Here is a 22,435-nt window from a genome sequence, read left to right on the forward strand (position 1 = left end):
CCTCCTAGACCCAGCCGGCGGTGGACATTAGTTGCATGCTGACGCCGACCGCGCACCGCACCGGAGTCATGCGCTGAGTGAAGTGGGTGTACTGGATGTCCAGGCTGTTGAGGTATCCGAAATAACTCATCCGCGACAGGTTCGGCAGTTTGTCGGAAAAGAGGTGCCGGGCCTGGTTGAAATGCACCCAGCACGGGTTCATTTGCATGATGCCGATGACGTCCCCGGTTTGACTGCTGGCGGCATCTGATGAGGTGGCCGAACTCCACACCTGCTGCTTCATGTTGATGCCGCAGAGGTTGTACAGCACGTGGATGTCGGCCATAACCCCGTAGGTTCCCTCAATGGTGTTCCACTGACTGGGGTCGCTCATCTCGTAACTGCGGTCGAACAGCAGGGAAAAGGAGAGCGTTCCGCCCGCCGCGATGAGTGGCGTGCCGCTGTCCTGGTCGCTCCTCGTGTAGGCCGGCATGACCTGGTTCGCGGCGTCGATACCGTGACTGACCTGCACCGTGGAAGGGTTGTACAGGAAGTTCAGGATGTAGTAGCGGCCCGAGTGTCCCTTCGGGAAGGCCGTGACCATGTAGCCGCGGTACAGCTTGTAATTGACCCCGCCCTCGTCAGTCGACTGGTACGAGGGGATGGCTTGGATGCGGGGGTCGAAGGTGTTGTCGGTGATGCCGGTACCCGGCAGGGTCACTGTGTCTGTCTTCTTCTTTTTCTTCTTTCCGGCCATCACCAGCCTCCCATCATGGACTTGATCCGGTCGTCGGCCGCGATGTGGGAGACGAATGCCTGGGCGGCGCTCTTGGCCCCCTCGGCGGTGGCAGTAGGCATTTGCACGACGACGGAGCCCGCGCCGAAGTGGAGATTCACCGACCCTGTGGGTGCAGGCGAGTTAGAGCCCTGCCCAGGAGAGGGGGTGAGGCCCTGGTTGAGGAGGGCCTGGCGCACGGTGTGGGCGGTGTTGCGCTCCAGCACCATTTCGCCGCCGTGCAATTTGGCGTCGAGACCCTCGCCCGCCTGCCCGGGGACATCCCACGCGCCGTCCTTGTACCAATGCGGGCTGCGAGCCTGCCATTTGGCCCATGCGTTGCCGGGGTTTCCGTAGCGTCCCTTGATGTACTTCAGGCCCCACGCGATCTGCGTTGCGGGGTTTGTCTTCCAGTCGGAACCTTCGGACGCCATTTTCGAACCGGGAAGCGATTGAGGAATTCCCGTAGCGCCTGAATCCTTGTTCACCGCCCAGTGGCGCCAGCCGGATTCGCCAAGCCACAGCTTGTACAGGTCGTCCCATTGGGTGCCTGTCCAACCGTACTTGGCGGCCATTTTCTTGCCGAGCTTGACGTTGGCCTGCACGTTGTGCGGCGCGTCCTTGCCAGCGTTGCCGCCCCCTGAATCCTCGCTGGTGGCCTCGGAGTTCTGCGTCGCCGACGGAGTGCTGCCACCGGTCTGGGCTGTGCCTGCGCCGCCGGCCAGGGCCGCGGCGAGGGCGTCAACCTCCTCGACCGATCCGTAGGGGCCGGCGACGGTGAACCCGCCCTTGTCCGCAGTGGAGCCGTTCTCCTTCGTGGGGTCGCTCTGGTCGCCGTCAAGCGTCCCCGTGGCTTCCACGCCACCCGAGAGGATGCGCCTGGCCCTCTTGAACTTTCCGTACATCGGGCCCTCGACAACGCCCCGGGTGGGGTTCGCCGCCTCGATGACCTTGCCGCCGCCGGCGTAGATGCCGACGTGGCTGACGTCCTTGTAAAAAACGAGGTCACCGGGCTGGACCTTGTCGATGGGGACTTCAATCCCCTTGTGGATCTGCTGGTAGGTGGTGCGAGGCAGCTTGACGCCGGCCGCGGCGTAGGCATGCTGCACGAGACTGGAGCAGTCCCAGGCGTCCGGGCCGTTCGCGCCGAGGACGTATTTGTCGCCGACCTGCGTATTGGCGAAGGCGAGCGCCTTCATCACGCCGGCGCCCGGGTAGTCATTGTTCTTGTCGGAGGTCTTCTTACTGCCGCCCTGCTTGGACTCCGGGGTACCGGAGTCACCGCCGAAGAGGCTGGTGAGACCGTGCCAGGCGGACTTGGCCCAGGAGGACTGGTCGGTCCCTGCGCCCCAGTCGCCGAAGAAAACGTTGGGTCCCGAGTTCCATCCGGAGCGGGCCCCCGACATGAAGCCGGAGCCCGCGTCCTTGACTCGGCTAACGGTGCCGCCCACGGGGCCACCGGCCTTGTAAGCGCCGGTGAGCCCACCGAACCAGTCGGCGAACGGCCCGAGCGCCTTCTGAAGCAGCGTGTGGATGTCGGCCAGGGTGTTGGCGCTCGACTTTGCCGCGTCGAGGAACGACGCGGAGGCGGGCAGGTGGCCTTCCCGGTCCAGACCCTGGAGGTAGCGCTGGGCGTCCTGGTAGGAGTCTCCGACGCTCGGCGCGTACTTCTGGATGCGCGCACGGGCCTTTTCACCGGCCGAGTCCCGCCCGCCTGCGTCCTCGATGAGCTTGAGGGCCTCTTCGGACGAAAGACCGCGCAGTCCCTTTTTTGCGGGATTCATCAGATCGCGCAGCAGCTCGGTCTGGTTGCGCATCGCTTCCATGGTCTGGCCCGAAAGTCCGGCAGCGCGGGCGTAGTTGGCCATGGACATGGACAGGGAGCCGCCCTGGGCCATCTGTGCCGCGAGTTGACCGCCGGTGAGGTTGCCGAAGCCGCCGTTGTTGACCCGCTGGGCCAGGGAGAGGGCCATGGCAGCAGGGGAGTTCAGTGCGCCGCCAGCGAACCGTGTCGGGGCCAGACCGAACATCTGCGACGCGTAAAACGCCTGACCAGTGCCCAGCTCGTTTTGCATCTGGGCAGCGCCCTGGATTCCCAGACCGGGGGTGATATACGCCGCGGCGGAGGCTCGCCGCATGTTGGTCGCGTACTGGTCGAGTGGCGACTGCTGAAGAATTGCGCTGGCACCGGCGAAAACGTCCTCGTTGGACGTGCCCCACATGACGGTGCCGTAACGTTTCATCTCCTGGCCCAGCACGCGGGCGCGGTGACCGGAACTCCCGCCCCAGTCGGGCCGCAACAGTGAGGCACGCCGCTCGAACTGCCCCAGCATTTCCTCAAAACCGCCGGAGTAGTACGAGCGGGCAGCACCGACGATCGCCCCGCCGACCTGCCCGGCCATGGCGATGCGGTTCATCGTGGTCTGCATCGTCTGCTGGCTGCGCAGCCGATCCATGTCCGCGTTCATGCGCGTCATCTGGGAGGAGAAGCTGTTCTGCCGCAGGTCCCAGTCACGGTCGATGGCGTCGGTGCGAATCCGGTAGAGCTGCGCGCCCTCGCGCAGCCGCTGACGGGCCTCGGCCTCCTGCGCCACCGTCGAGCGCGGGTCGCTGATGATGCGGTTCTGGGTGCGCTGGTACTGCTGCCAGCGGATTCGCTGCTGCTGAACCTCGTCCTGCATCCGCTGGTAGGCGGCGTTGTGCGCCCCCTGCGCTTGGTAGGACTGCTGCTGGAGGCGGTCTGCCTGGTCCCCCAAGCGTTGCCCTGCGCCCGCGTTGGTCGCGTGCCAGCCCATCGTGGACAGGCCGGCCGTGCTCGCGAACCTATTCGTAAAGTTGGTGAATGCCCGGGTGAGCGCGTCGAGTTGCTGCCCGAGATTGTTTGCGCCGAAGAGGCGGCCCCCGGCGGGATTGGGTGTGGGTGGGCCGGGCGGCGGCGGGGGAGTACCCATTTACTGCCTCCTCTCGATTTCCCAGGCGGCGCGCAGGAGCCAGTGGTGGCGCTCGCGAGCGGAAAGGGCCTTGATCTCGCTCAGTGACCAGGAGTAGAACCGGGCGAGGATTTCGATGTCGGAAAAGGCCCGCTGGTAGTCACAGTCCGCGAAACAGGACGGCCAGCGAGATCGGCAGCGATACCTCCTCTCCGCACGTCTCGTGCGTCCACTTGAAGTCGAGGAGCCGCGGGCCGGGTTGGGTGTCGGTGAGGAACTGGAGGATGGTCTGCCGGTCGGCCATGAAGATGCTCTGCACCGGCGGGCGGCGTACTTCGGTGCCGTCGGGCCGGATCAGGCGCAGGACGCAGCGGGAGAGAATTTCCGAATCCTGCTTGGCCCGGTTGCCCTTGATGCCGAGAACCGCCGTCTGGTCCTGGCCGGTGGGCAGGCGCACGATGGCCGTCTCGCCCTTGCGCAGGGGTACTTCGAATTCCGTGCGCTCGGGGTCTTCGAGATGAACGAGAGGGACGGAGTCGAGCGGGACGGTGAGGTCAGTCAGCTCGCCGCAGTTCGAGCAGGGGAGGCGCTCGAATTCCAGGTCCGGTCCGAACGTTGCGCGCCGGACGCCCATCACAAGCAGTTCGCGGTCACCGATGAGCAGCTCACCGGCGAGCTTGCGGGTCATGGGTTCGCCGCCGACGGCGGTCACTCCCCGCAGCAGCAGGGCCTCGAAGACCTTGAAGGCGTCACCGCTGACGCCAGCAGCGGCGATGGCCTCTTCGTCGTAGCCGTTGAGTTCGCGTACCTCTGCGTCGCGGTACCAGGTGCCATCCCGGAGAATTCCGCGTGCGAGAGGGACCTGATTGTCCCCGGGGTTGTCGATGCGCGGCCGGCCGCTTTCCCGGTCCTCCTTGAGGAGGGCCTGGGTGGCGGCGTTGGCCTCTTCGGGCTTTTCCAGGCCGTTGATGGACTGGTTCCCGAAGGTCTCGAAGTCGGGGAGGACAATAGGGGGTTCGGGCATGAGTCGTCCTTTAAGCGGGTGCTGATTTACGGCAGCGAAATGCCGGAGCCGGGCCCGTAGCTGTTGGCGATCTTGAAGTTCCAGCCCTCATGGGCGAGGGTGATTTGCTGGAGTTCGACGCCATTTGCCCCGCTGTCGAGGTCGCCGAAGGCGATGCTCGTGGGCCAGCAGTTGTAGACCCTCCAGCCGGCCTTGTAGGAGACGGTCTTCGTGGTGACCGGGTGGTCCAGCAGGTAAATGTCCATGATCGCGCGGAAGTTGTAGTTGCCCGGGTTACCGCCGGTCCCCTGCATGACCATGAACAACTGCTTGAGCCAGGCGTAGATGTCCGAGTCGCCACAAATCAGCCCCCTTGAGAGGGTGATGGGCGCAAAGTCCGATTGGCCTGGCATCTTCTGAGTTGTCGTGTTCATTCCACCCTGGCGGTACACGACGACGTCCGTGGTGATCGACAACCCGCTGACGGACATGAAGCCGAGCTGGTTCTTGCGCTTGGAGCTGTCGAGGGTCGAGCCCGCCAGGTGGATTTGCACCTGGAACTTGAAATTGCGGAGCGGGTCGGTCTGGAGTGTTGCGAGCGAAGGCTTCTGGGTCGTAGTCGTCGTCGCCACGGTTCACCTCTCATTTCCCGGGCTGAAGGGCCGCCGTGCTGAGCAGGAATGAGAGGCGGTCGGTCTGAGGATCAGACAGTGGTCGTCTGGTCCGTGGAGTCGGTCGATGCCGATGTGGAAACCCCGCCCTGGTACTGCGAGATCTCGATGACGATGAATTCGGCCGGGGAAGCGAGGGCGACTCCGACGGTGATGTGGATTTCGCCCAGAGCCACGGTGGCCGCCGTGTTGTTGGTCGCGTCGCAGACGACCCAGTACGCCTCGTCCGGCACCGTGGACTGAAGCTGGCCGGCCTGGGTGAGAGTGAGGAGCTGCTGATCGACCAGGGCCTCCAACGACTGCCACAACTCCGGCCCGTTGGGTTCGAAGATCGCGAAGCGCGTGACGTCTTCGAGGAGGGTTTCCAGGTAGGTCAGCATGCGCCGGACGCTGATGTAGCGGTCGGGCATTCCCTTCTTCAGGGTCCTGGCGCCCATGACACAGAAGCCGGACCTCGGAATGGGGCGAATGACGTTCACGGCGGATTCGTTCAGCGTGTCGAGCTGGTCGGTGGTGAAGAGGTGCTCGACGCCCACCGCTCCGACGATGTTGTAAGCGACGCCAGCCGGGGAACGGTTGGGGCCCACTGCCGCATCCGCCTGGGCGTACTGCCCCATCACGGCGCCGCCCGGCGGCAGCGCGCGAGTGCTGGAGACCGAAGAGCCGGCCGGGTCGGCGACCTGGAGCCACGGCCCGTACGCCGCGGCATAGCTGGTTGCCGGTGCGTAGCCGGACACGGTCTCGGTGTACTTCGTCGTCGCCGCGGCGGAGTCGATCGGAGAGGGCTGGCGGGGCACGTCCAGGACCACGAAGGCAGCGCGCCGGTCCTCGGCCCATGCCAGGGCCGCGTTGATCTGGGTGGCCGGCGGGACGTGATCAGTCATGGCCGTGTTGCCGCACAGGTTCACCAGCAGCACATCCGAGACGGCCGCGAACTGGTCGGAGAGCTGCTGTGCGAGGTTGACGGCCTGGACGCCGTCGGTGCCGGTCTCCAGCGGGGCGTCTGTGACGTACTCGGGCAGCCAGGAGCCATCCGGAGTCGAGCCGGTGCCGGCCGTCGCCGACGCGGGGGGCAGCAGGTTGGTGACAGTGACGTAGTTCGAGCCGGACGACGCCGAGTCGAGAATGCCGACCACGTAGCGAGGATCGGCGGGGTTGAGGGAGAGATCCTGCCAGCTCTCGACCAACGCGCTGGACGCGGTCGACCCGTACTTGACGAACAGGTGGAACCGGCCGCTGGTCCAGCTCGGGGCCGTGGAGATGTAGATGCTGTTGCCGTAGGCGCCCTTGCCGCGGGCGGAGACCTGAAGAGCATCGACGCTGGTGTACCCGACCAGCGTGGTGAAGGTGGCGGGCGTGTCCATGGGAGGCCCGGCCGTGCCGCCCTTGTACGCGGTGATCTGCACCGAGTAAGTCGTGTTGGGTGCAAGATCCGTGAAGGCAGCCTGGGGCTTGCCGGTGTCGGGCTGAGCGACCCACACCTGTTGGTTGAAGGAGCCCTCGGCCGGGTTGGTGACCACGACCTGGTAGGCGTCCACATCAGTCAGAGGCGTGATCGCGTTCCATTCGATCATGAACGCGGTCTGCTCCGGGTTGGCCGTCACCGACCCGGACGGCGTGACGAGCTGCACGCCCGTGACCTGAGCGGTCGGTGCGGTGCCACTGCCGGTCGGGGCGGTGCCGTCGGGGGTGGCGACGATGGTCTCGGCCGGGGGAAGCGGCTGGTTCTTCACGACCAGACTGGCGATGGTGGAGTCGGTGGGGGTGGCCCGCAGAATCCATGCCGTCTGACCGCCGTTGGCGAAGTACGAATAGACCTGGAAGGGCAGGTAGTTCAGGCCATTTCCGAACCCACCGTAAAGGGACATGAACTGTTCCCAGCTCGTCACCTTCATCGGCACGGACGGGCCGGCGTCATGCGTGCCGACGAATGTTCCCACGGCCAGGCCGGGCGGACTCACCTGCTGCGGAAGGGGCTTGAGCGTTTCCGAGATGTACACCCCGGGACGCTTGTACGGAAATGCGGTGGGCGTGGTCATGGGGTATCAGCCTCCGAAAGGGTGACCACCTGTTCGGGGTCCAGCTCGACGGTGTGCCCCTCATCGAGAAACCGCTTGTCGAGCCAACTGATAAGGACTCGCTGCGCAGGTGTGAGGGTCTGAATGTCGGAGACAAAGAGTTCGCTGGAAATACGGACCAGCCACGTGGCCACGAACAGCCGCTTTCCTTGTTCGTCCTTCGACTCGCTGTACTCCGGTCCGCCGAGCAGATCCAGACGGCGAACGGTCCCGTCCTCACCGATCGACAGATAGCCGAAGCGAGGGGGAAGAAAATCGAACCCGGACAGTGCGCCCGTCATCTCGATGAGATGGGTTTCTTTCCGCGCGTAGGCGTCGATCTGGTAGTCGACGTTCAGCGGAATCGGCATCTGCGTGAGGTACGGCGATTGCTGGGGGTCCGTCATATCCGCCCACGGCTCATAGCCTTCGGGGGCGTAGTGGAGCCACACATTGCCGCGGTGTTCCCGGTCCTCGTCCCGGGAGATCCGCGAGTGGGAGATCAGGACGAGCGGGTAAGTGGCGTCGGCCAGCTCGTACTCGGGGTTCCTGTACCGCACGGTGACCCTGCGGCCATCGCTCCCGGAGGTGGCGTCATGCACCATCAGGCCCTGGAACTTAGCTTTCAGGGCCTTATCTTCGTTGAGAAGAAAGGGCACGTGGCACTCCGGTATGGGCGGTTGTAGATCGCCCAACCAGAATGCTTGGGGCTATTTGTGGCCGGTTAATGGCCGATGGCTCAGATAAGCCCTGACACGTGCAGGATGACGATGATGAGCAGGACGACGAGGACGAGAGCGACGATCTGACCGACAGTCATGGCGGTCCCCTTCCGAGAGGGCCGGGCCTGCCACCCCCGAGAGCGGCAGGCCCCCGGCGGTCCTACTGCTGGTTCTGGTCGCCCTGATCACCCTGGTCGTCTTCGGCACTCCCGCCGGCCGGCGCCTCGGGCGACAGCGCCGCACCACCCGCGGAGTAGTGGTAGCCCTGGGCCAGGGCCTCGGACTCCAGCATGATCTTCTGCCCCTCCGGGACCACGTACGTGTTCGGGTCCTCCAGCTCCAGCGGGCCGTACTTGATCTCCTTGTCGACGCCGTCAGCGTCTACGAGGACATACGTGGCCATTGAGACCTCCTGAGAGAAAGCAACATGGGAGTTTGAGCGTCGCACGCACCGTTATTTACGGGGTAATTGCGATTAGAACCAGGCGGTTTCAGACCACGCCTTCACCGGCTTCGCAACCCAAGCGCTTCCACTCCAGACCTTCAGCGGCTTTTGCACCCAGCCACTGCCGTCCCATACCTTCACGATCGTCGTGGGATACGTGTTCACGTTGTCGACTTCAGCAGGGGTAGTGGTACTGCCCGTATCGGCGTAACCCTCAAAGTTGGTACGCAGCGTCCCGAATTTCAGCCACTGCGGAGTCGTCATACTGCGCCGCACGGTCCAGGTAGCCGCGTCCGGAGAAGTTTCCCAGTAGAAGGTGCCGCCGGATTCACGGAATCGGAACCAGCGGTGCGCCACCGGATCGTAGGTGAGCGTGGTCGGAGAAGGGTCGTAATAGCCGACGCAGCTCTCGAACGTCAGATTTCCACTGGCCAGCGCATACCGCGTGCGGACGAAGGTGCCGTTGTCGGTCGGGCCGAGCACGACGGCAGAGAAGGCCGTGCCGGTGCCACCCGTGGGCATGTGCACGATCTCGGCGTAGTGGGAAGAGCCGGTGATCTCGTACCCCACGTCGGTGGCCATCAGCCCGGGGTACTGGTCGTTGGCCGGCACTGCCACGCGCTTCCAGGTCGAGTTCCAGAACGTCCCGCCCCAGTACACGAAATATGAGCCGATGCCGGTACCGAACTTGTCGATGATGTTCGAGGTGGGCGCGCTGAAGAGTCCGTCGGCTCCGGAGAACTCGACCCAGCTCGGGTCGGTCGTCACGGCCGTGGCCGCGGAGACCAGGTCAGTGGTGCCCGTGGCGCCGTAGTACATCGTGCCGGTATACGAGGTGCCCGAGGTGTTGGTGGCCTCGTAGCCGAACTCCACCACGATGCGGTCGCCGGCCTGGAGGCTGACACTGCCGATGGTCTGTCCCGTGGCGGTCCCGCCAGCCGCGGTCACCGGCCAGTTCGTACTCCCCTGCCAGTTGTCGAGCAGGGTGCCGCGCACGGTGTTGCTGTCCCCAACCGTGACGTACATGTGGACCCGGGTAACGAAGGCCGCCGCCGAATCGGAGGCTCCGCGGCCGGTGGTGAAGGAGACGGTGCCGGACAGAGTGCCAGCCGTGCGTGCCGCCGGGCTGATCCACCGGCCCAGCAGGACACTGTTCTGGGCCGTCGAGGTCTCGGCCTTGGCCGAGGTCGTCGAGGCGCCGGCCGGCTGCCGGCCGAGTAGCCCGGTCACCGTGGAAGTCGCGTCGTCCCAGGCACCTTGTGCAGTCGTCGGTGTGTAGGGGGCTGCGGAGGTGGTCAGCCAGAAACGGGTAGCCACACGAGGGCCTCAGTTCGTGTCGATCCATACGTCCCCCACCGCGGGGGACGAGGGGGCGGTAATACCGACCGTGATCTTCGGCGTCGGGATCTGGGCCTGGGGCACTTTGCTGTCCGTGCCGAGGGAGGCGACACCGCTGGCCGCGCCGATCTTGTCACTGGAGACGACGTTTCCGCCCGCGGTGGGCACTGTCTGCGCCGCGAGCTGCCGGGCAACCATCAGCCCACCACCGTGACGCGGAAAGTATCGGCCGCGTATGAGGCGGACGTGGTGACGGAGACGGTGTTGGCGTCGACCACAACGAACTTCGCGCCCACCAGCTCGCCGGTGGAGATCTCCTTGAGCGAGGGCTCCAGGATGTCTGTGGTGCCCAGGCTGTGCGTGATGTTCAGCGCGGAACCGCCGGTGAGAGCCGCGACGTTGGCGGAGTACTTGCCCACAGTGCCCAGCGCGGTGCGGGCGCCGGCCGCGTCCGTAGCGCCGGTGCCGCCCTTGGCGATGGAGACCAGGCCGACGGTCAGGCCGGAGGCGCTCTTGGAGAGGGTGGCGTCGGCCAGCTCGATGCTGAAGGTCGTGCCCGACAGCTCGATGCCCTGGCCGTCGGCGGTGTAGGTCTGCCCGCCACTGCTGTACTGCACCCACGTCTGGGTCCAGGCGCCGGGCGCCCCGGAGGGGGTGGCCGTCTGCATGTACTGGGCGCCGGCCTTGGTGGTGCCCTCGGACACTGCCACGAGGGTGCCGTCGAGGATCTCCCCCGTGGAATCGGCATCGGTGCGGCGGGTGGCCGCCCCGCCGGAGGCGGAGTAGGTGTAGATGCCGTTTTCGGTGCCGGTCGTCTGGGCTGTGGCGAGGAAGCTGTCATTCGCGGCGAGGGTGACGCCGTCGAGGGCGGCCGGGAGGCTGGACAGGTTGACGTTGGCCGTGGCGACGACGCGGACAGGGTCCTTAACGCCCGCGATTCCTGCGCGGGCATTGTCGACGTAGGACTTGGTCGCGAGGTCGGAGGATGCGGTGGGAGTGGCACCGTTGGTCACCCGCTGACCGTTGACGTTCACGGCCGCGGTGGGCGCGGCGAACTGGTCCAGCCGGTAGCCCTGCACGGTGGTGGCGAGGTCGGAAATCGTGCTCGCCGTCTGGGTGCCGGTGTGGTCGCCGCGGTCCAGCGGGTTTTTCCAGGCGGACAGGTTCCAGAACTTCACCACGTGACCCGCGGTGTCGGTCCACAGCTGGCCCTCAACCGGGGACGTGGGTGCGGAACTTGCCGATTCGGGGACGAGGCCCTGAACCGGGAGCTTGTTCAGCTTGACTGGAAACCGGAAATCCGTTGTGGCCATGGCGGGCTCCTAGTGCAATACGGCAGATCCGGTTTCCGCGTACGAGAACCGGATGGTGACGGTGGTCGGGTCGGTGTATTCGACGGAGCCGCCGATTTCGTTGCCCGAGACGTCGTAGACGACCACCGCGGGCCGGTAGGGCAGCGTGTGCGCGATCGTCCACTGACTGCTGGGCGTGCTCTGTGTGAACTCCTGCGGCCGGGGGGCGACCCTCGCTTCGAGCGCGTCGAGCTGGGCGAGGGTGACATCTCCGGGATCGCCCTTGTCGCCCTTGGCGCCCTGCGGGCCGGCCACGGGCAAGTAGTTGCCGGCGTAGGGAGAGACAGGGGCGATGTCCGCCAGGTCGACAGTGCCGGTGCCGCCCGGCAGCATGATGTGGAAGACCCGCGGTGGTGTGCCCTTGAGCTTCTCGGTCACCTGGTACGACCACCGGGCGGGCGACATGCCCGGCGCGTCCGTGGGGATCAGGTCGACCTCGAAATAGCCGGTGCCATCGAGCGTGACCTTCGCGGCCGTGGTGGAGATGATGTCGGATTCGGGCAGGGTGAGCACCGAGGGCGGGGCGAAGGACACTGTCCCCGACAGGGGCGTGCCGTCGGGTGCGATGTAGCGGCCCTTGAGCCGTACCGCGGGCACGCCGGCCGGCAGATCAGGAGTAAGGGTCATCGCTCGCGCCTTCCTCCGGGTGGATCACGGTCTGCGCCATCTGCTGCGGGCTGACCGCGGGCAGCTCGGTCGGGTCAGTGAGGTAGTCCGTGAACATGGGGTCGTTGACGATCTCGTCGTTTTGGATCTGCTCGCCCTCGATGACGACCACGACGTCTCGCCGGCGGATCTGGCCGAGGACACTGACCCGCTGCACGGCATAGAGCACGTTGTCGTAGGCGATGCGGTCGCGCTGGAACGAGCCGTGCTTGATGTCCATTTCGGTGAGGCCGAATTTGGCGAGTTGGTCGTATTCCAGGACTGCGCGCAGGGTGTCGGTGACGTAGAGGCCGCTGTCGCGGGGGTCGGTGTTGGGGGACTCCACGTGTGTGACGTGCAGAGCCGGGACCTGCCAGCGGCCGTAATACACGCGGCCGGCGCCGGTCGCCTCGTCATAGACCTCGTGCATGTCCGACTCGTCACGCTGGAACCGGAAATAGGTGAGGACGTCGCCGGTGCGGTTCTGCCAGCTCCGCAGTGCGCGGTGAATAAGGGTGGTCTCCGTGTTGATGCCGAAACGGCCCCTTTTCCAGCCGGCCCGATCCTGCATGTCCGCTCACCCCCACGTGCCCGGGTAGAGGGGCGAGGGGATACCGGACTCGTCGTCGTACGCGTCGCCGTCGATCGGCGGCAGCAGCCGTTTGGGCCGGGCGGTGTCGTCGTATTCCCGGCTCTGGAAAATGGGCACCAGACGGTTGGTGGTCCGCGAGATCCGCCGGAGCTGGAACATCTCGATGCGGGCAAGGCCGACGTTGAGCTGCTGCGCGAGCGTGTTGTACCGCTGCTGAAGCTCGGCCAGGTGCTCCATGAGCTGCCGGTAGCGCTGGCTGCGCGGGACGAAGGTGCCCTCGGCCGTGTTGACGTCGATATCGCTGGAGGCGTCGGTGGCCATGGTCCACAAGACGTTGATCACTGCGAGGTAGGCGACCAGGGGCTCCTCGACCGGCGGGAGGCTGTCCAGGTCGACCGGTTCCAGGTCGTAGGCGATGTTGCCGTTGCCGTCGCGGTACCTCGTCCGCAGAGTGCGGCCGTAGGTGTGCTGGTTCATCGCGTCGGTCACGTACACCGTGAGGTCGGCGTCCGAGAACATGCCCTCGCTCGTGCCGCGGACGATGAGGGTCTGGCCGTGCTGGAGCGGGCTGTAGTCCGGGTTGATCAGGAGAATCGAGCCCTCGGCCGGGTTCAGGACGTAGTCCGTGTCCTGGACCAGGTCGACGGAGCCCGCGGGGTCAGTGGTGACGACCTTCGCCTGCACGGAGGTGACGTTGACCTCGGACAGGTCGTAGGAGGACAGCTCGGAGCCGCCGATGAAGGTGTCGACGAACGGAGCTGGCTGATCGCCAACTTCCGAACGGACGCGCTGAATGATCCCCGCGAGCGTCGCCATGACTACGACACCGCCAGCGTCATCGTCAAAGCACCCGCGGCGAGCTGGAGGGCCTGGTTCTGCTGCGTGGTGATGGCCGAGTCGAGGTTCCAGGCCATGAGGCAGATACCCGAAGGCTGGCCGGCCGACGACGTCATACGGGTCACCAGGGCCGCACCGGTGACCGGGGCCGCGAGGCCCGCCGGGTCGCTGAAGGGCCCGAACTGAATGAGGTCGGTGTTCGTGCTCTGCCGGGTACTGGTCGACGCGGCCCCCCAGGGCACGGGCTGGCGGGCGTAGCCGGTGCCGGCGGCCTCGGTGCCCACCAGCGACGTCATGTCCGTAGTGGCGTCGGTAACGACCTGGGTGAGCAGCATCAGATACGTGGTCTTCGGCTGTGGGTCACCGCCGGCCGTCTTGGCGTCCCACTCGGCCTGGAGCGCGGTGGTGCGGCCGTTGAGGTAGTCGAGCGCGGAGACGGCCCCCTGGAGCGCGATGAACCCGTTGGCAGCCACTACTCACCTGCCTGCTGGGCTTGCCAGTCCGCGTATTCGGGCGGCTCCTCGCCGGGGCCGACGATCTCGGTGAACTGGGTCATGGGGAAGGAGATGTGGTGCTGGGAGAACCGGCCGGGGGCGGTCTGCTCCAGCCACATCGCGACGACCGTGTACTCCGGGCTGTAGCCGACGCCGTAGCTGGCCGGCTCGACGATGGCCAGGACCAGGAGCATGCGGTCGCTCTCCTGGACGTCGTCGCTGTCGGACAGCCGGTAGCGGTGCGTCTTGGTGAGCATGCCGACGCCCTCTCCGAAATCGGAGAGGAGCTGGTACCAACTGCCCCTGGCCGGGGCCTCCTCAAGCGCCGCGAGGCTCTTCGTTTCCGCCACGAGGGCGCCCCTTTCTCAAAGCCACTGCCAGACGTAGCCGAGCCGGTCCAGATGCAGCGCCACATGCAATGGCAGCTCGTAGACCTGGCCCTCTTTGAAATCGAAATCCGTGCCCTGGCCGATCGTCACCTTCTCCAGGTCGCAGGCGATGCGAATGCGCACCTTCTCCGGAGGTAGTTCGACGGGCCCTTCCGTCTTTTCCTCCTCGGGTACTGCCTGGAGGGTGCGGCCCTTCTCGTCCAGGGAAATCGGCTGGTCGAGGTTGGCGGCTGCCTCGGCATGCTGCATGGCGAGTTCGCCCTTGCGCTGGGCGAGTTCCTCGGCGTGCTGCTCGGCGAGGATGCGCTTCTTATTCCCGGTGTGATCCTTCGGATTCGGCCGGGTTCGGGGATTCGCGGGCACGAGTGTTCTCCTAATGAGTCGGGTGAGGAATCCGGGGCGCCGGCGGCGACAGGTCGAGTGGGGCGCCGACGCCCCGGAGAATGGGGCCGGTCAGTTCGTCACGGCCTGCACCACGGCGTAATCCGTGATGAGTCCGAGCCCGAAGATCGAATACCAGGCCAGAGCGTGTTCACGGCCGAAGTCGAGCACGCCCCCATCGCGCAGTTCGACGGGCAGAGAGATGGCGTGACCCGCGGCATTGTCCCCGATTACCAAAGCACGGTAGAGGGGATTCGCGGGGGCGTTCGGGTTCGACGGAGTCGACGTGACGGCCGGAATTGCGGGGGTCGATCCGGAGGCGGTGCGGGCGGGCTGACCGCCCCACGTCTGCGCGGAATTCGTCGGGATATTCGTCCCGAGCTGCTGGGTCGCCGGCGGAGTCGTGTTGCCCTGGAAGACCTGAGTTGTCTCGATGAACACGACATCGTTCAGACGTCCGATTTCTCCCAGCATGAAGTTGCCGGGAGCCGCATACTTTGTCACCTCGATGAACTCCGGATCATCGCGGAGACGGCGCGACTGATGAGGATGTACGAATGCAACGTACGTCTCGCCCAGACGGGGGACGTTCTTCGTCGCGAGGGTCTCCACGCAGTCCTTGACCAGGGCAGACGTGAAGTAGAAGCCGCCGTTCGTGGCCATCGTTGCTTCGCTGTCCGCAAACATGCCGCGGTCGTAGGGCGAGATCGGAGTGCGGGTGGCGCCAGCCGACCAGGAGGCCAGCTTGTCATACCCATACAGCACCGACGGGGCGCCCATGAAGGTGTCCCTCGCGAGCGCATCGATGTAGGTAGCCATGTTCCTCCCCAGCAGACGCGCGCCGGAGGCCATGACGTCGTCGAAACTCGCATTCAGGAGGAGTTCCGTTACAGCGATTGCGAAGCCGTGCTCCGCGACCGTAATAGTGATCTGCTCGGCAGACAGTGCGTGAGTTTCCATGCGCACGCCCTCGACGAGCTGCTGAGCCCCGTCGAGCGAGCGATACCGCATGAAATTCACGGTGAGGCCGGGGGCAGTCCCAAGCTCCGTCTTCTTCACAAGAAATTGTTCGAAGCGGAGCACCGGCATCGCCTGAAAGAGCACCTCCTTCGACCAAATAGTTTGGATCGCCGGAGTGAGCATTGTGGAGTTCGCCGCCTGGTACGCGGTGGGCGTCGGCGACAGGACCGGAGTCCCAGTGATTCCGCTTGCCACGGGTGCCTCTCATTCCGTGTTCGGCCGCCGGAATGAGTAGGAATGAAGGGCGGACTAGCGAGGGAGCGGGTCAGTCGAACAGCCCGCGATTGCTGGAGTTTGTTGCTGCCGCACCGAGAAGCTGCGAGCGGTACTTCGCGAACTCGCTCATCGGCATATTTTTGATGTCCTCGACCGAAAGCTGCCGGGCGCCAGCGTCCCCATCGGTGGGGCCGTTGCCGGTGTAACCGGTCGTGCTCACGCCCCGCATCTGGGAACGTGCCTGCTGCTGGGCCGCGGTGACCGACTGGAAAATGGCGTCGGTCTTGGCCCTGAGCAGTTCGATCGAAGCGTCGACCTCTTCCCGGGTGTTACCGGTGACCAGGTCGACCAGTTCGGGAGCGATATTCGACCGCTCCGCGTTGACTCGTTCCTGAATGTACGCGCGCAAGGCGTTGTACTCGGCTTCCTTGGCAAGGGCCGCACGCTCCTGCTCGCGCTCCGCCTGAAGCTCCTGGAACTTGCGCTCCCACTCAGTGGAACGCTCCTCCACCAGCTTCTTGGCGGACATCTCCGCTTCGGCCCGCTCCTTGGCCGCCTGTTCCTCCGCGGCCTGGCGCTCGGCCTCCTCACGCTGGCGGGCCTCACGCTCCTCGCGCAGGGTCGTCAGCTCGGCCTCCATCGCCTGGAGCCGCTCGTCCCCCTTCTGCATGCGGGAGTAGAGCTTCTCCTTCTCCTCCGACCGCGCCTTCTCGATGTCAGCGGCGGTGAAGGTGCGGCCCGGGGCCGGCTGCTGTGCCGGCGGGTTGGCCTCGGTGCGGACGGTCACTGTCCCGTCGGCGTTCGCCTGTGCACCGCTGCCCGGATGAGCCGGGGGCGTGGGCTTCGGCGGGTTGGGCGGAGACGGGGTCGGGTTCTCGGGGGGCATTTCCTACACTCCAGTGCGGGGTAGCCGCCGGAACGAGTAGTAATGAGAGGCGGACGGTTCAGTCGTTTTCCGGATTTCTCCGCTGGGCGATTTTCGTGCCCTTGGAGAGCGTCACGAGTTCACTGAGGACCGATTCGATGTCCTGACCGCGGCCTGTGCCGGGAAGACCTGGCAGAGGGCCGGCGGCGGTCGCTCCCGACTTGGTGGCGTCCTTCGTGCCACTCGCGGGGGCAGGCGGCGGGCTTTCCACGCCTTCAGGCGGCAATCCCGTTTTCTGCAAGATAGCGCTGGCAATTTGAGCCTTGATATATTCCAGCGCTCCGTCTTCCTTGGCCTCCGTGAGACGCTCGTCGAAGATCTCCGCCATCTTCTCGTCGACGAAGACCTCGCCCAGGTCCCGCAGGGCTCCACGCTTTGATTCCAGACCGAGCGCGAGCTTCGCCTGGACCTCGTTGAGCATGACCAATTCGTCGACCGGAAGCGGGGGCGGCCAGTCGCACGTGGTGTCGTAGACATCGGGGTCGCGGGGGTCGACGACGAGAGGCTGTTCCTCGGAAGTACGGATGCCCTGGGTATCGGGGTTGTAGATGCGGGTCTCGGGCTCGTACAGGAAGAGCGTGCGCAGGACGAGTTCGTTGATCCGGCGCAGGCCCTCGGTGTAGTTGGTCTGCTTGAGCGAGTACCGCTGCATCAACGGGAAGAATTGAATGGAGAGGGCAACTCCACTCGTATTCGAGATCGCCTGAGCCTGCCCCAGGGCTGATTCCGGGACGCCCGTCAGCTCGTGCATGGAGCGCTTGATCAGGTCCAGGTAGGCCAAAGGGCCCGCCAAATCAACGCCGTTCTCCAAATTGAAAACGTTGGCATCCTTGGGCAGACCGCCCCAGATCTTGCGGGCGCCGCGCTCCAGGTTGCTTGCCTTCGCCCCGGTGATGATCGTGACGGGAGCGGAGTGGTAATTCACGATGTCCGAGATCTCGGTGGCCTTTTCGTTGAACTCGCGGTTCAGCGGGATGACGTCCACGATGTCGGCCAGGCCCCAGGGCGACCCGGAGATGGAGATGTTCCGGATGTGCACGATCGGGATCGTTCCGAGGGGGTTTTCACGGGCGTCGAGCAGCTCGTCGTTGACGTACTCCTCAATGAATTCGTCCGTGATGATCTCGGTGTAGGTGTAGACGGCGCGGGTCCCCTCCATCGAGGTGCCCCAGAACTTGTACTTGATCTTGAACCGGAGCAAGCGGTAATCGATCCCGGTCATGCGGGTGATACTCCGGAAAACACTGTGCAGCGTTCAGCGGAAGAATCCTCACGCGACCGGGATGCTCATTTCCTGCCGGGTCGATCCATGTGGGTTCGTAGGCGACTTTGACGAAGGAGTCCCCAGAGACTCCGCCGTTCTCGCCCATCTGCCAGAGCAAGCTCTTCTTGTCGTTGTCGACGTTCCAGGCCCTGTCGAGAAGGGCGGGAACGATGTGCTCGTACCGCTTCTCGGACTGGAAGTGGACGCCCCTGCCGAAGGTGAAATTCGTGATGTAGCGGGAGAGCGCGCCGACGTAGTTGATGGTGACGTTGGGCTCGCCGGCCTCGCGCTTATATGCCCAGTGGTACCCGAGGTACCAGGCCCAGTGATTGGAGTAGCGCGTCAGACGAGGGCCGTGGACTTCGGTAATTCAAACTCCTCGTCCGCCAGCTCGACCAGGCCCAAGGGGCTGACCGAAACGGTCAGGTCCGAGGCGCTGGCCCGCATGCTGGGGGAAACAAAGGCGATTGACATGGCATCACCCCCTCTACGTCGGTGCGCCGACGATAGGAACGTCGGGCCCGCTGCCCCACGGGAGCTTGATCGCGTAGATGTGCGGCCACATGTAGGCCGGCTCCGCGGTCTTGCTGCTGGTGGCGGCGCCGACGACGCTCAGGCCGAGGCCGATGCGGCAGCCGATGCCGGCCGGCAGGGTCTCGATGTGCCAGGCCGAGAGCGTCTGGTAGACGCCGGTCTGAAGGGCACGCGCACGGTCGGAGTAGACGGACTCGCCGTCGCGCTTGATCTGGAGAGCGCCCATCATGACGGCGGACGTCGTGCCGTCCGTCCAGCGCATGTTCACTGCGACCCCGCAGATCAACAGGGTCTTGACCGTGCTGGAGGGGACCACCAGCGAGTGGGCCAGGTAGTTCGACGAGGTGCCGTTGATGGTGAACGACGTGGTGCGGTCGGTGACCAGGGCCCACGGGGCGACGCTGAGGCCGGCCACCTGCCCCTGCAAGGTGGTGATCTGGGACTGCTGCGTCGTCTGCGTGGTGTTGAGCGAACCGATGGAGGCGGAGGCGTCGACCAGAGTGGGGCTCAGCGGTCCCGTGGGCGCAGTTGCTCCCCCGATCACGTTTTTGAGCAACGTGTCCAGGGGGTCAGCGAGAGAGGCGAGGTCCACCGGTACGTCGGGGACCGCACCTTCGCTCGGGATCGGCAAGTGCGCCCAGGGCGTGGTCTGGCCGGGGTTGGTCACAGGTCAGCCCTCAGTCGACGCGGGCGTAGTTCCGGCGCTCGTGCCGGCCTTCACCGCGGTCGACGCTGGAGTACTTCAGCTCCTGCTCGGATGCGCCTTCCGCCATGGCGGAGATGAAAGTCGGAGCCTCCGGCCAGGAGGCCGAGCCCACATGAGCGCGCTCGCGCATCGTCTCCTCGGGGCTCTTCTCGAAGACGTTGGCGTTGTGGTTGCTTCGGCCCGGCGGTGTGCGGTAGCCCTGCATCACGCCTTCGCCGAATTCCCGCGGGATGTCGGAATCGGAGGCCACGCCCTCCTGGAAACGCAGGGGGCCACGGCGGGACGGGTTGTTGGCCGTCTTCCGCTCGTAAAAGCGGTCGGCGGACTCCTGGAACTTCGGGTCCGGGGCGAGAGGACTCTGCGCCATGGTGGGGCCTCCAATTTGAGACGTCTCACCAAGGACGCTAAACACGCCATTTTTCGCGCCGATAATGGCTACCAGGGGGAGTTGTGCATCTCGGCTTCCGGCATGGCGATATCCGCCGTCAGGTAGAGGGCGTTCGCGAGGCTGTCCACGTAGTCATCGTGGGCTGCGTCTACCTCGGGAGCGGCCACGATGATGTGGGGGCCCTGGTAGGTGAGTTCCGCGTCTTCCATCTGCTGCCGGAACCGGCGCCAGTTTTTCGTCTGCCGGGTCTTCGCGTGGGCCGGCCAGATGACGAGGCCCTTGGACATGAGATCCATGGTGTGGGCCCAACGCTTGGTCTGGTTGGTGCGGTCGCTCTTGAGGTCGACGATCTGCGCGTACGGCATGAGGACACGAAGCCGACTGGCGACGACGTCGCCCAGGCCGCCGGCGTCGATGCCGATGGCGAAGACGTTGTAGTGGTTCAGGAAATCAACGATCCGGTAGTACTGGCTTTCCCAGTCCATGCCGGTCAGGTCTAGCCAGTTGAGTACGCGATGTTCGAAGTAGCCGTATTCATCGGGATAGTCCCAGTTGACCCAGCACACGGTGACGACCGTGGAGTCTGCTTTTCTTGCGGGATCGATGCCGACAACGACGGGAGAGCGGTGCCATTCCTGGACCACACGCATGGAGACATCGCCCAGGGCATCGAACCGGTCGCTCGTGACGAGCATGCCTTTGTCGAGGAGCCAGATGAGGCGGTAGCTCAGCTTGAATTCGTCGGACTCCTCGCCGAGGCGCTCCTTCTCGGACTCGACGAACTTCCGGTAACGCGGGACGTGTTTGGAGACCTCTTTCCAGTCGACCTGGAAGTGGTCGGTCTTCCTGCCTTTCCGGTTGGCCTCGCGCTTGTTCTTCTGGATTTGCTCGTAGAACCCGTTCTTCGTGTAGGACGGGGTTCCCGTCATGCACAGGGTGCCCGCGGTGCTGGACAGCATGGGGGCAATCGACTTGTTCAAGACCTTGTCGTCGGCGGCCTGGGCCTCGTCGATGATGACCAGGTGGTAGGTCTGCCCTTCGATCTGTGCTTTCGGGTGGGCGGTCTGCTTCCGGATATGGGAGCCGCAGCGCTTGAGCCGCAGCAGCTTCCCGCGGGTGATGAGCTTGTCGTCGATATCGGGGTCAGCGAGCACGTCTTGGGCGCGCTCGGAGGTGAGCCGGCCGGTGATGCGGGTGAAAAGCGTCTCCGACATTTCGTCGGTCGGGGCGAAGACGCCGACCCACAGCCCCTCGGCGAATTTCCCCAGCAGCTTGGGGAAGAGCTTGGCCAGCCGAGGCAACATGATCGCCGCGCCGACCACGGTGTCCGCGACGGTCTCGGACTTGCCGCTCTGCCGGGACCACAGGGCGGTGATCTTGGCGGAGTCCTCGGTGATGAGGCTCTCCAGAATCCGGCGGGCGAGGGGGAGTTGGTAGGGGCGCAGCGGGTGGCCGGACAGGTCGTCGATGACCAGGATGATCTTGCTGATGATGTCCTCGATGAGGGCCTGGTCGTCGAGGCTGTTGGCGGCCGGCTCGCTCTCTTCGGGCACGCCCAGGGTCAGCTCGTGTTCGGTGGCGTCGAGCGGCGTGGTCCTGGTCCCCATGTCGGCGAAGCTAAATCGCCGCAAATATGGACAGATAATCCCCGTAGAGGCATCAATGCATGGAAGTCCCTGACTACCTATGCGTTACGCGGCTAGGGTGCCTCCATGCCAACCAGCACGAGCACGCCCGCCTGGGCCGACCGCAACCGCCGTAGCCGCAACGTCGACATGGACCTGCCCACGTTCCTGTCGCGCTGGGAGAAGCAGATCAGCAGCCGGGAGACCTGGCGGAAGTACCGGCCCTACTTCGACCTCTTCCTTCTGTGGATGGAGCGCTACAGCGACCACGCAGACATCGAGGTACTGAAGGACGCCGGCGTCGAGGAGCTGGAGGACTACTTCGACTACCTCAAGTCCCCCCACTGGGACGGCCACCCCGGCGACTGCGTTACCGAATGCGTCAGCCTGCCCTACGAAACCCCGAGCCTGAAGGCGAAGTACGACGCCCTCAGCTCGGCCTTCAACTACGCCGGCGTCCTCCAGCTCCGCCGCACCAACCCTGTCAAGGCCATCAAGCTCGAAAAGCGGCAGCGCAAGCAGCGCCTGATCCTGCTGCCCTGGGAAATCGGCGACGTCATGGGGGCCGCCCGCCAGACATCCATCCGATCCGCGGTCGCCAACGGAATGGCCATCGGCCCCGGCCTGCGATGCGACGAGATCGAAAACGTGGACGTCGAGCGGTTCTACCAGGTCCCCCGGGGGCGAATGCTGCGCTTCCAACGCAAGGGCGGCGACTGGACGGACATCGACATCCCGCGCCCGCTCGAACCCCTCCTGGACGAGCACCTCGACGGCCGCACCGAAGGGCCGCTCATCATGTCCACCGGCCGGCGCACCCGCAACCAGGAGACCGGCCGACTCGAACACACCCGCCTCGACGCCTCCGGCATCTACCGCATGGTCCAGGAAGCCGGCCGCGAATGCGGCTTCAAGATCGGCCCACACGACGGCCGCGCCACCTCCATCACCCTCGCCCTGGTCGACCCGGCCAAGCCCAAGCACGACCGGATCATGAACTACTACGGGCACAAGGACTTCAGCACCACCATGATCTACCGCCACGCCTCCCGCCTCCCGGCCGGCCACCACCGCAACCCCTACGGCATCGACTGGAGGACCCAGGCCCCTTAAGCGAATATCCGCGAAAAACCCTCCCTGCCTACGG

General features: G+C 65.3%; 23 protein-coding genes. 1 reads left to right on the forward strand and 22 read right to left on the reverse strand.

Translation table 11 applies throughout. From position 1 onward, the window contains the following. Nucleotides 1–4: 4 nt before the first annotated feature. From DMB38_RS20205 to DMB38_RS20320, 22 genes are all read right to left on the reverse strand, one after another. Nucleotides 5–736 (reverse strand): hypothetical protein, encoded by a 732-nt coding sequence (locus DMB38_RS20205; protein WP_125936365.1) that lies wholly within the window; start codon nt 734–736, stop codon nt 5–7. Then, the gene (locus tag DMB38_RS36975) at nt 736–3,705 is read right to left on the reverse strand and encodes an NlpC/P60 family protein (RefSeq protein ID WP_240662386.1); all 2,970 of its coding nucleotides are present in this window, start codon (nt 3,703–3,705) and stop codon (nt 736–738) included. The genes DMB38_RS20205 and DMB38_RS36975 overlap by 1 nt, the downstream gene beginning before the upstream one ends. Before the next feature lie 139 nt (nt 3,706–3,844). Beyond that, a complete protein-coding gene (locus tag DMB38_RS20220; RefSeq protein WP_125936366.1) occupies nt 3,845–4,708 on the reverse strand; it encodes a hypothetical protein in 864 nt (287 codons plus the stop codon). Nucleotides 4,709–4,734: 26 nt separating this feature from the next. Beyond that, nucleotides 4,735–5,319 (reverse strand): phage tail protein, encoded by a 585-nt coding sequence (locus DMB38_RS20225; protein ID WP_125936367.1) that lies wholly within the window; start codon nt 5,317–5,319, stop codon nt 4,735–4,737. Nucleotides 5,320–5,390: 71 nt separating this feature from the next. Further along, nucleotides 5,391–7,397, reverse strand: a complete 2,007-nt coding sequence (locus DMB38_RS20230; protein WP_125936368.1) for a fibronectin type III domain-containing protein — start codon at nt 7,395–7,397, stop codon at nt 5,391–5,393. Further along, the gene (locus tag DMB38_RS20235; protein ID WP_125936369.1) at nt 7,394–8,074 is read right to left on the reverse strand and encodes a hypothetical protein; all 681 of its coding nucleotides are present in this window, start codon (nt 8,072–8,074) and stop codon (nt 7,394–7,396) included. Before DMB38_RS20235 ends, DMB38_RS20230 begins: the two co-directional genes overlap by 4 nt. 223 nt (nt 8,075–8,297) lie before the next feature. Then, the gene (locus DMB38_RS20240; protein WP_125936370.1) at nt 8,298–8,540 is read right to left on the reverse strand and encodes a hypothetical protein; all 243 of its coding nucleotides are present in this window, start codon (nt 8,538–8,540) and stop codon (nt 8,298–8,300) included. 72 nt (nt 8,541–8,612) lie between these two features. Beyond that, complete coding sequence (locus DMB38_RS20245) at nt 8,613–9,899, reverse strand: hypothetical protein (protein ID WP_125936371.1); 1,287 nt, start codon at nt 9,897–9,899, stop codon at nt 8,613–8,615. A gap of 9 nt (nt 9,900–9,908) precedes the next feature. Continuing rightward, nucleotides 9,909–10,118 carry a hypothetical protein gene (locus DMB38_RS20250; protein WP_125936372.1) on the reverse strand — a complete coding sequence of 70 codons (210 nt, stop codon included), beginning with the start codon at nt 10,116–10,118 and terminating at the stop codon, nt 9,909–9,911. Beyond that, nucleotides 10,118–11,101 (reverse strand): hypothetical protein, encoded by a 984-nt coding sequence (locus DMB38_RS37500; RefSeq protein ID WP_125936373.1) that lies wholly within the window; start codon nt 11,099–11,101, stop codon nt 10,118–10,120. The genes DMB38_RS20250 and DMB38_RS37500 overlap by 1 nt, the downstream gene beginning before the upstream one ends. Nucleotides 11,102–11,242: 141 nt before the next feature. Beyond that, nucleotides 11,243–11,899: a hypothetical protein gene (locus tag DMB38_RS20260; protein WP_125936374.1), complete on the reverse strand. Its 657-nt coding sequence runs from the start codon at nt 11,897–11,899 to the stop codon at nt 11,243–11,245. Then, nucleotides 11,883–12,488 (reverse strand): hypothetical protein, encoded by a 606-nt coding sequence (locus DMB38_RS20265; RefSeq protein WP_125936375.1) that lies wholly within the window; start codon nt 12,486–12,488, stop codon nt 11,883–11,885. The genes DMB38_RS20260 and DMB38_RS20265 overlap by 17 nt, the downstream gene beginning before the upstream one ends. Nucleotides 12,489–12,494: 6 nt before the next feature. After that, nucleotides 12,495–13,325 (reverse strand): hypothetical protein, encoded by an 831-nt coding sequence (locus DMB38_RS20270; RefSeq protein ID WP_125936376.1) that lies wholly within the window; start codon nt 13,323–13,325, stop codon nt 12,495–12,497. Nucleotides 13,326–13,327: 2 nt separating this feature from the next. Next, nucleotides 13,328–13,819 carry a hypothetical protein gene (locus tag DMB38_RS20275; RefSeq protein WP_125936377.1) on the reverse strand — a complete coding sequence of 164 codons (492 nt, stop codon included), beginning with the start codon at nt 13,817–13,819 and terminating at the stop codon, nt 13,328–13,330. Continuing rightward, nucleotides 13,819–14,190: a hypothetical protein gene (locus DMB38_RS20280; protein ID WP_125936378.1), complete on the reverse strand. Its 372-nt coding sequence runs from the start codon at nt 14,188–14,190 to the stop codon at nt 13,819–13,821. Before DMB38_RS20280 ends, DMB38_RS20275 begins: the two co-directional genes overlap by 1 nt. A gap of 15 nt (nt 14,191–14,205) precedes the next feature. Further along, a complete protein-coding gene (locus DMB38_RS20285) occupies nt 14,206–14,592 on the reverse strand; it encodes a hypothetical protein (protein ID WP_125936379.1) in 387 nt (128 codons plus the stop codon). A gap of 90 nt (nt 14,593–14,682) precedes the next feature. Next, nucleotides 14,683–15,825 (reverse strand): N4-gp56 family major capsid protein, encoded by a 1,143-nt coding sequence (locus tag DMB38_RS36460; RefSeq protein ID WP_206337716.1) that lies wholly within the window; start codon nt 15,823–15,825, stop codon nt 14,683–14,685. Between the two features lie 70 nt (nt 15,826–15,895). Further along, entirely contained in the window at nt 15,896–16,633 is a 738-nt protein-coding gene (locus DMB38_RS20300) for a hypothetical protein (RefSeq protein WP_125936380.1), read from the reverse strand. A gap of 157 nt (nt 16,634–16,790) precedes the next feature. Further along, nucleotides 16,791–17,993 carry a phage portal protein gene (locus DMB38_RS20305; protein ID WP_206337717.1) on the reverse strand — a complete coding sequence of 401 codons (1,203 nt, stop codon included), beginning with the start codon at nt 17,991–17,993 and terminating at the stop codon, nt 16,791–16,793. Nucleotides 17,994–18,522: 529 nt separating this feature from the next. Further along, nucleotides 18,523–19,113, reverse strand: a complete 591-nt coding sequence (locus tag DMB38_RS20310; RefSeq protein ID WP_125936381.1) for a hypothetical protein — start codon at nt 19,111–19,113, stop codon at nt 18,523–18,525. Between the two features lie 133 nt (nt 19,114–19,246). Further along, nucleotides 19,247–19,642 (reverse strand): hypothetical protein, encoded by a 396-nt coding sequence (locus DMB38_RS20315; RefSeq protein ID WP_206337718.1) that lies wholly within the window; start codon nt 19,640–19,642, stop codon nt 19,247–19,249. 68 nt (nt 19,643–19,710) lie between these two features. Beyond that, nucleotides 19,711–21,270: a terminase family protein gene (locus tag DMB38_RS20320; RefSeq protein WP_125936382.1), complete on the reverse strand. Its 1,560-nt coding sequence runs from the start codon at nt 21,268–21,270 to the stop codon at nt 19,711–19,713. A 105-nt stretch (nt 21,271–21,375) separates the two neighbouring features. Here DMB38_RS20320 and DMB38_RS20325 point away from each other — a divergent pair, with 105 nt between their 5' ends. Continuing rightward, a complete protein-coding gene (locus DMB38_RS20325) occupies nt 21,376–22,401 on the forward strand; it encodes a tyrosine-type recombinase/integrase (RefSeq protein WP_125936383.1) in 1,026 nt (341 codons plus the stop codon). Nucleotides 22,402–22,435: the final 34 nt, after the last annotated feature.

Source organism: Streptomyces sp. WAC 06738 (assembly GCF_003945505.1).
Taxonomy (GTDB): Bacteria; Actinomycetota; Actinomycetes; order Streptomycetales; family Streptomycetaceae; genus Streptomyces.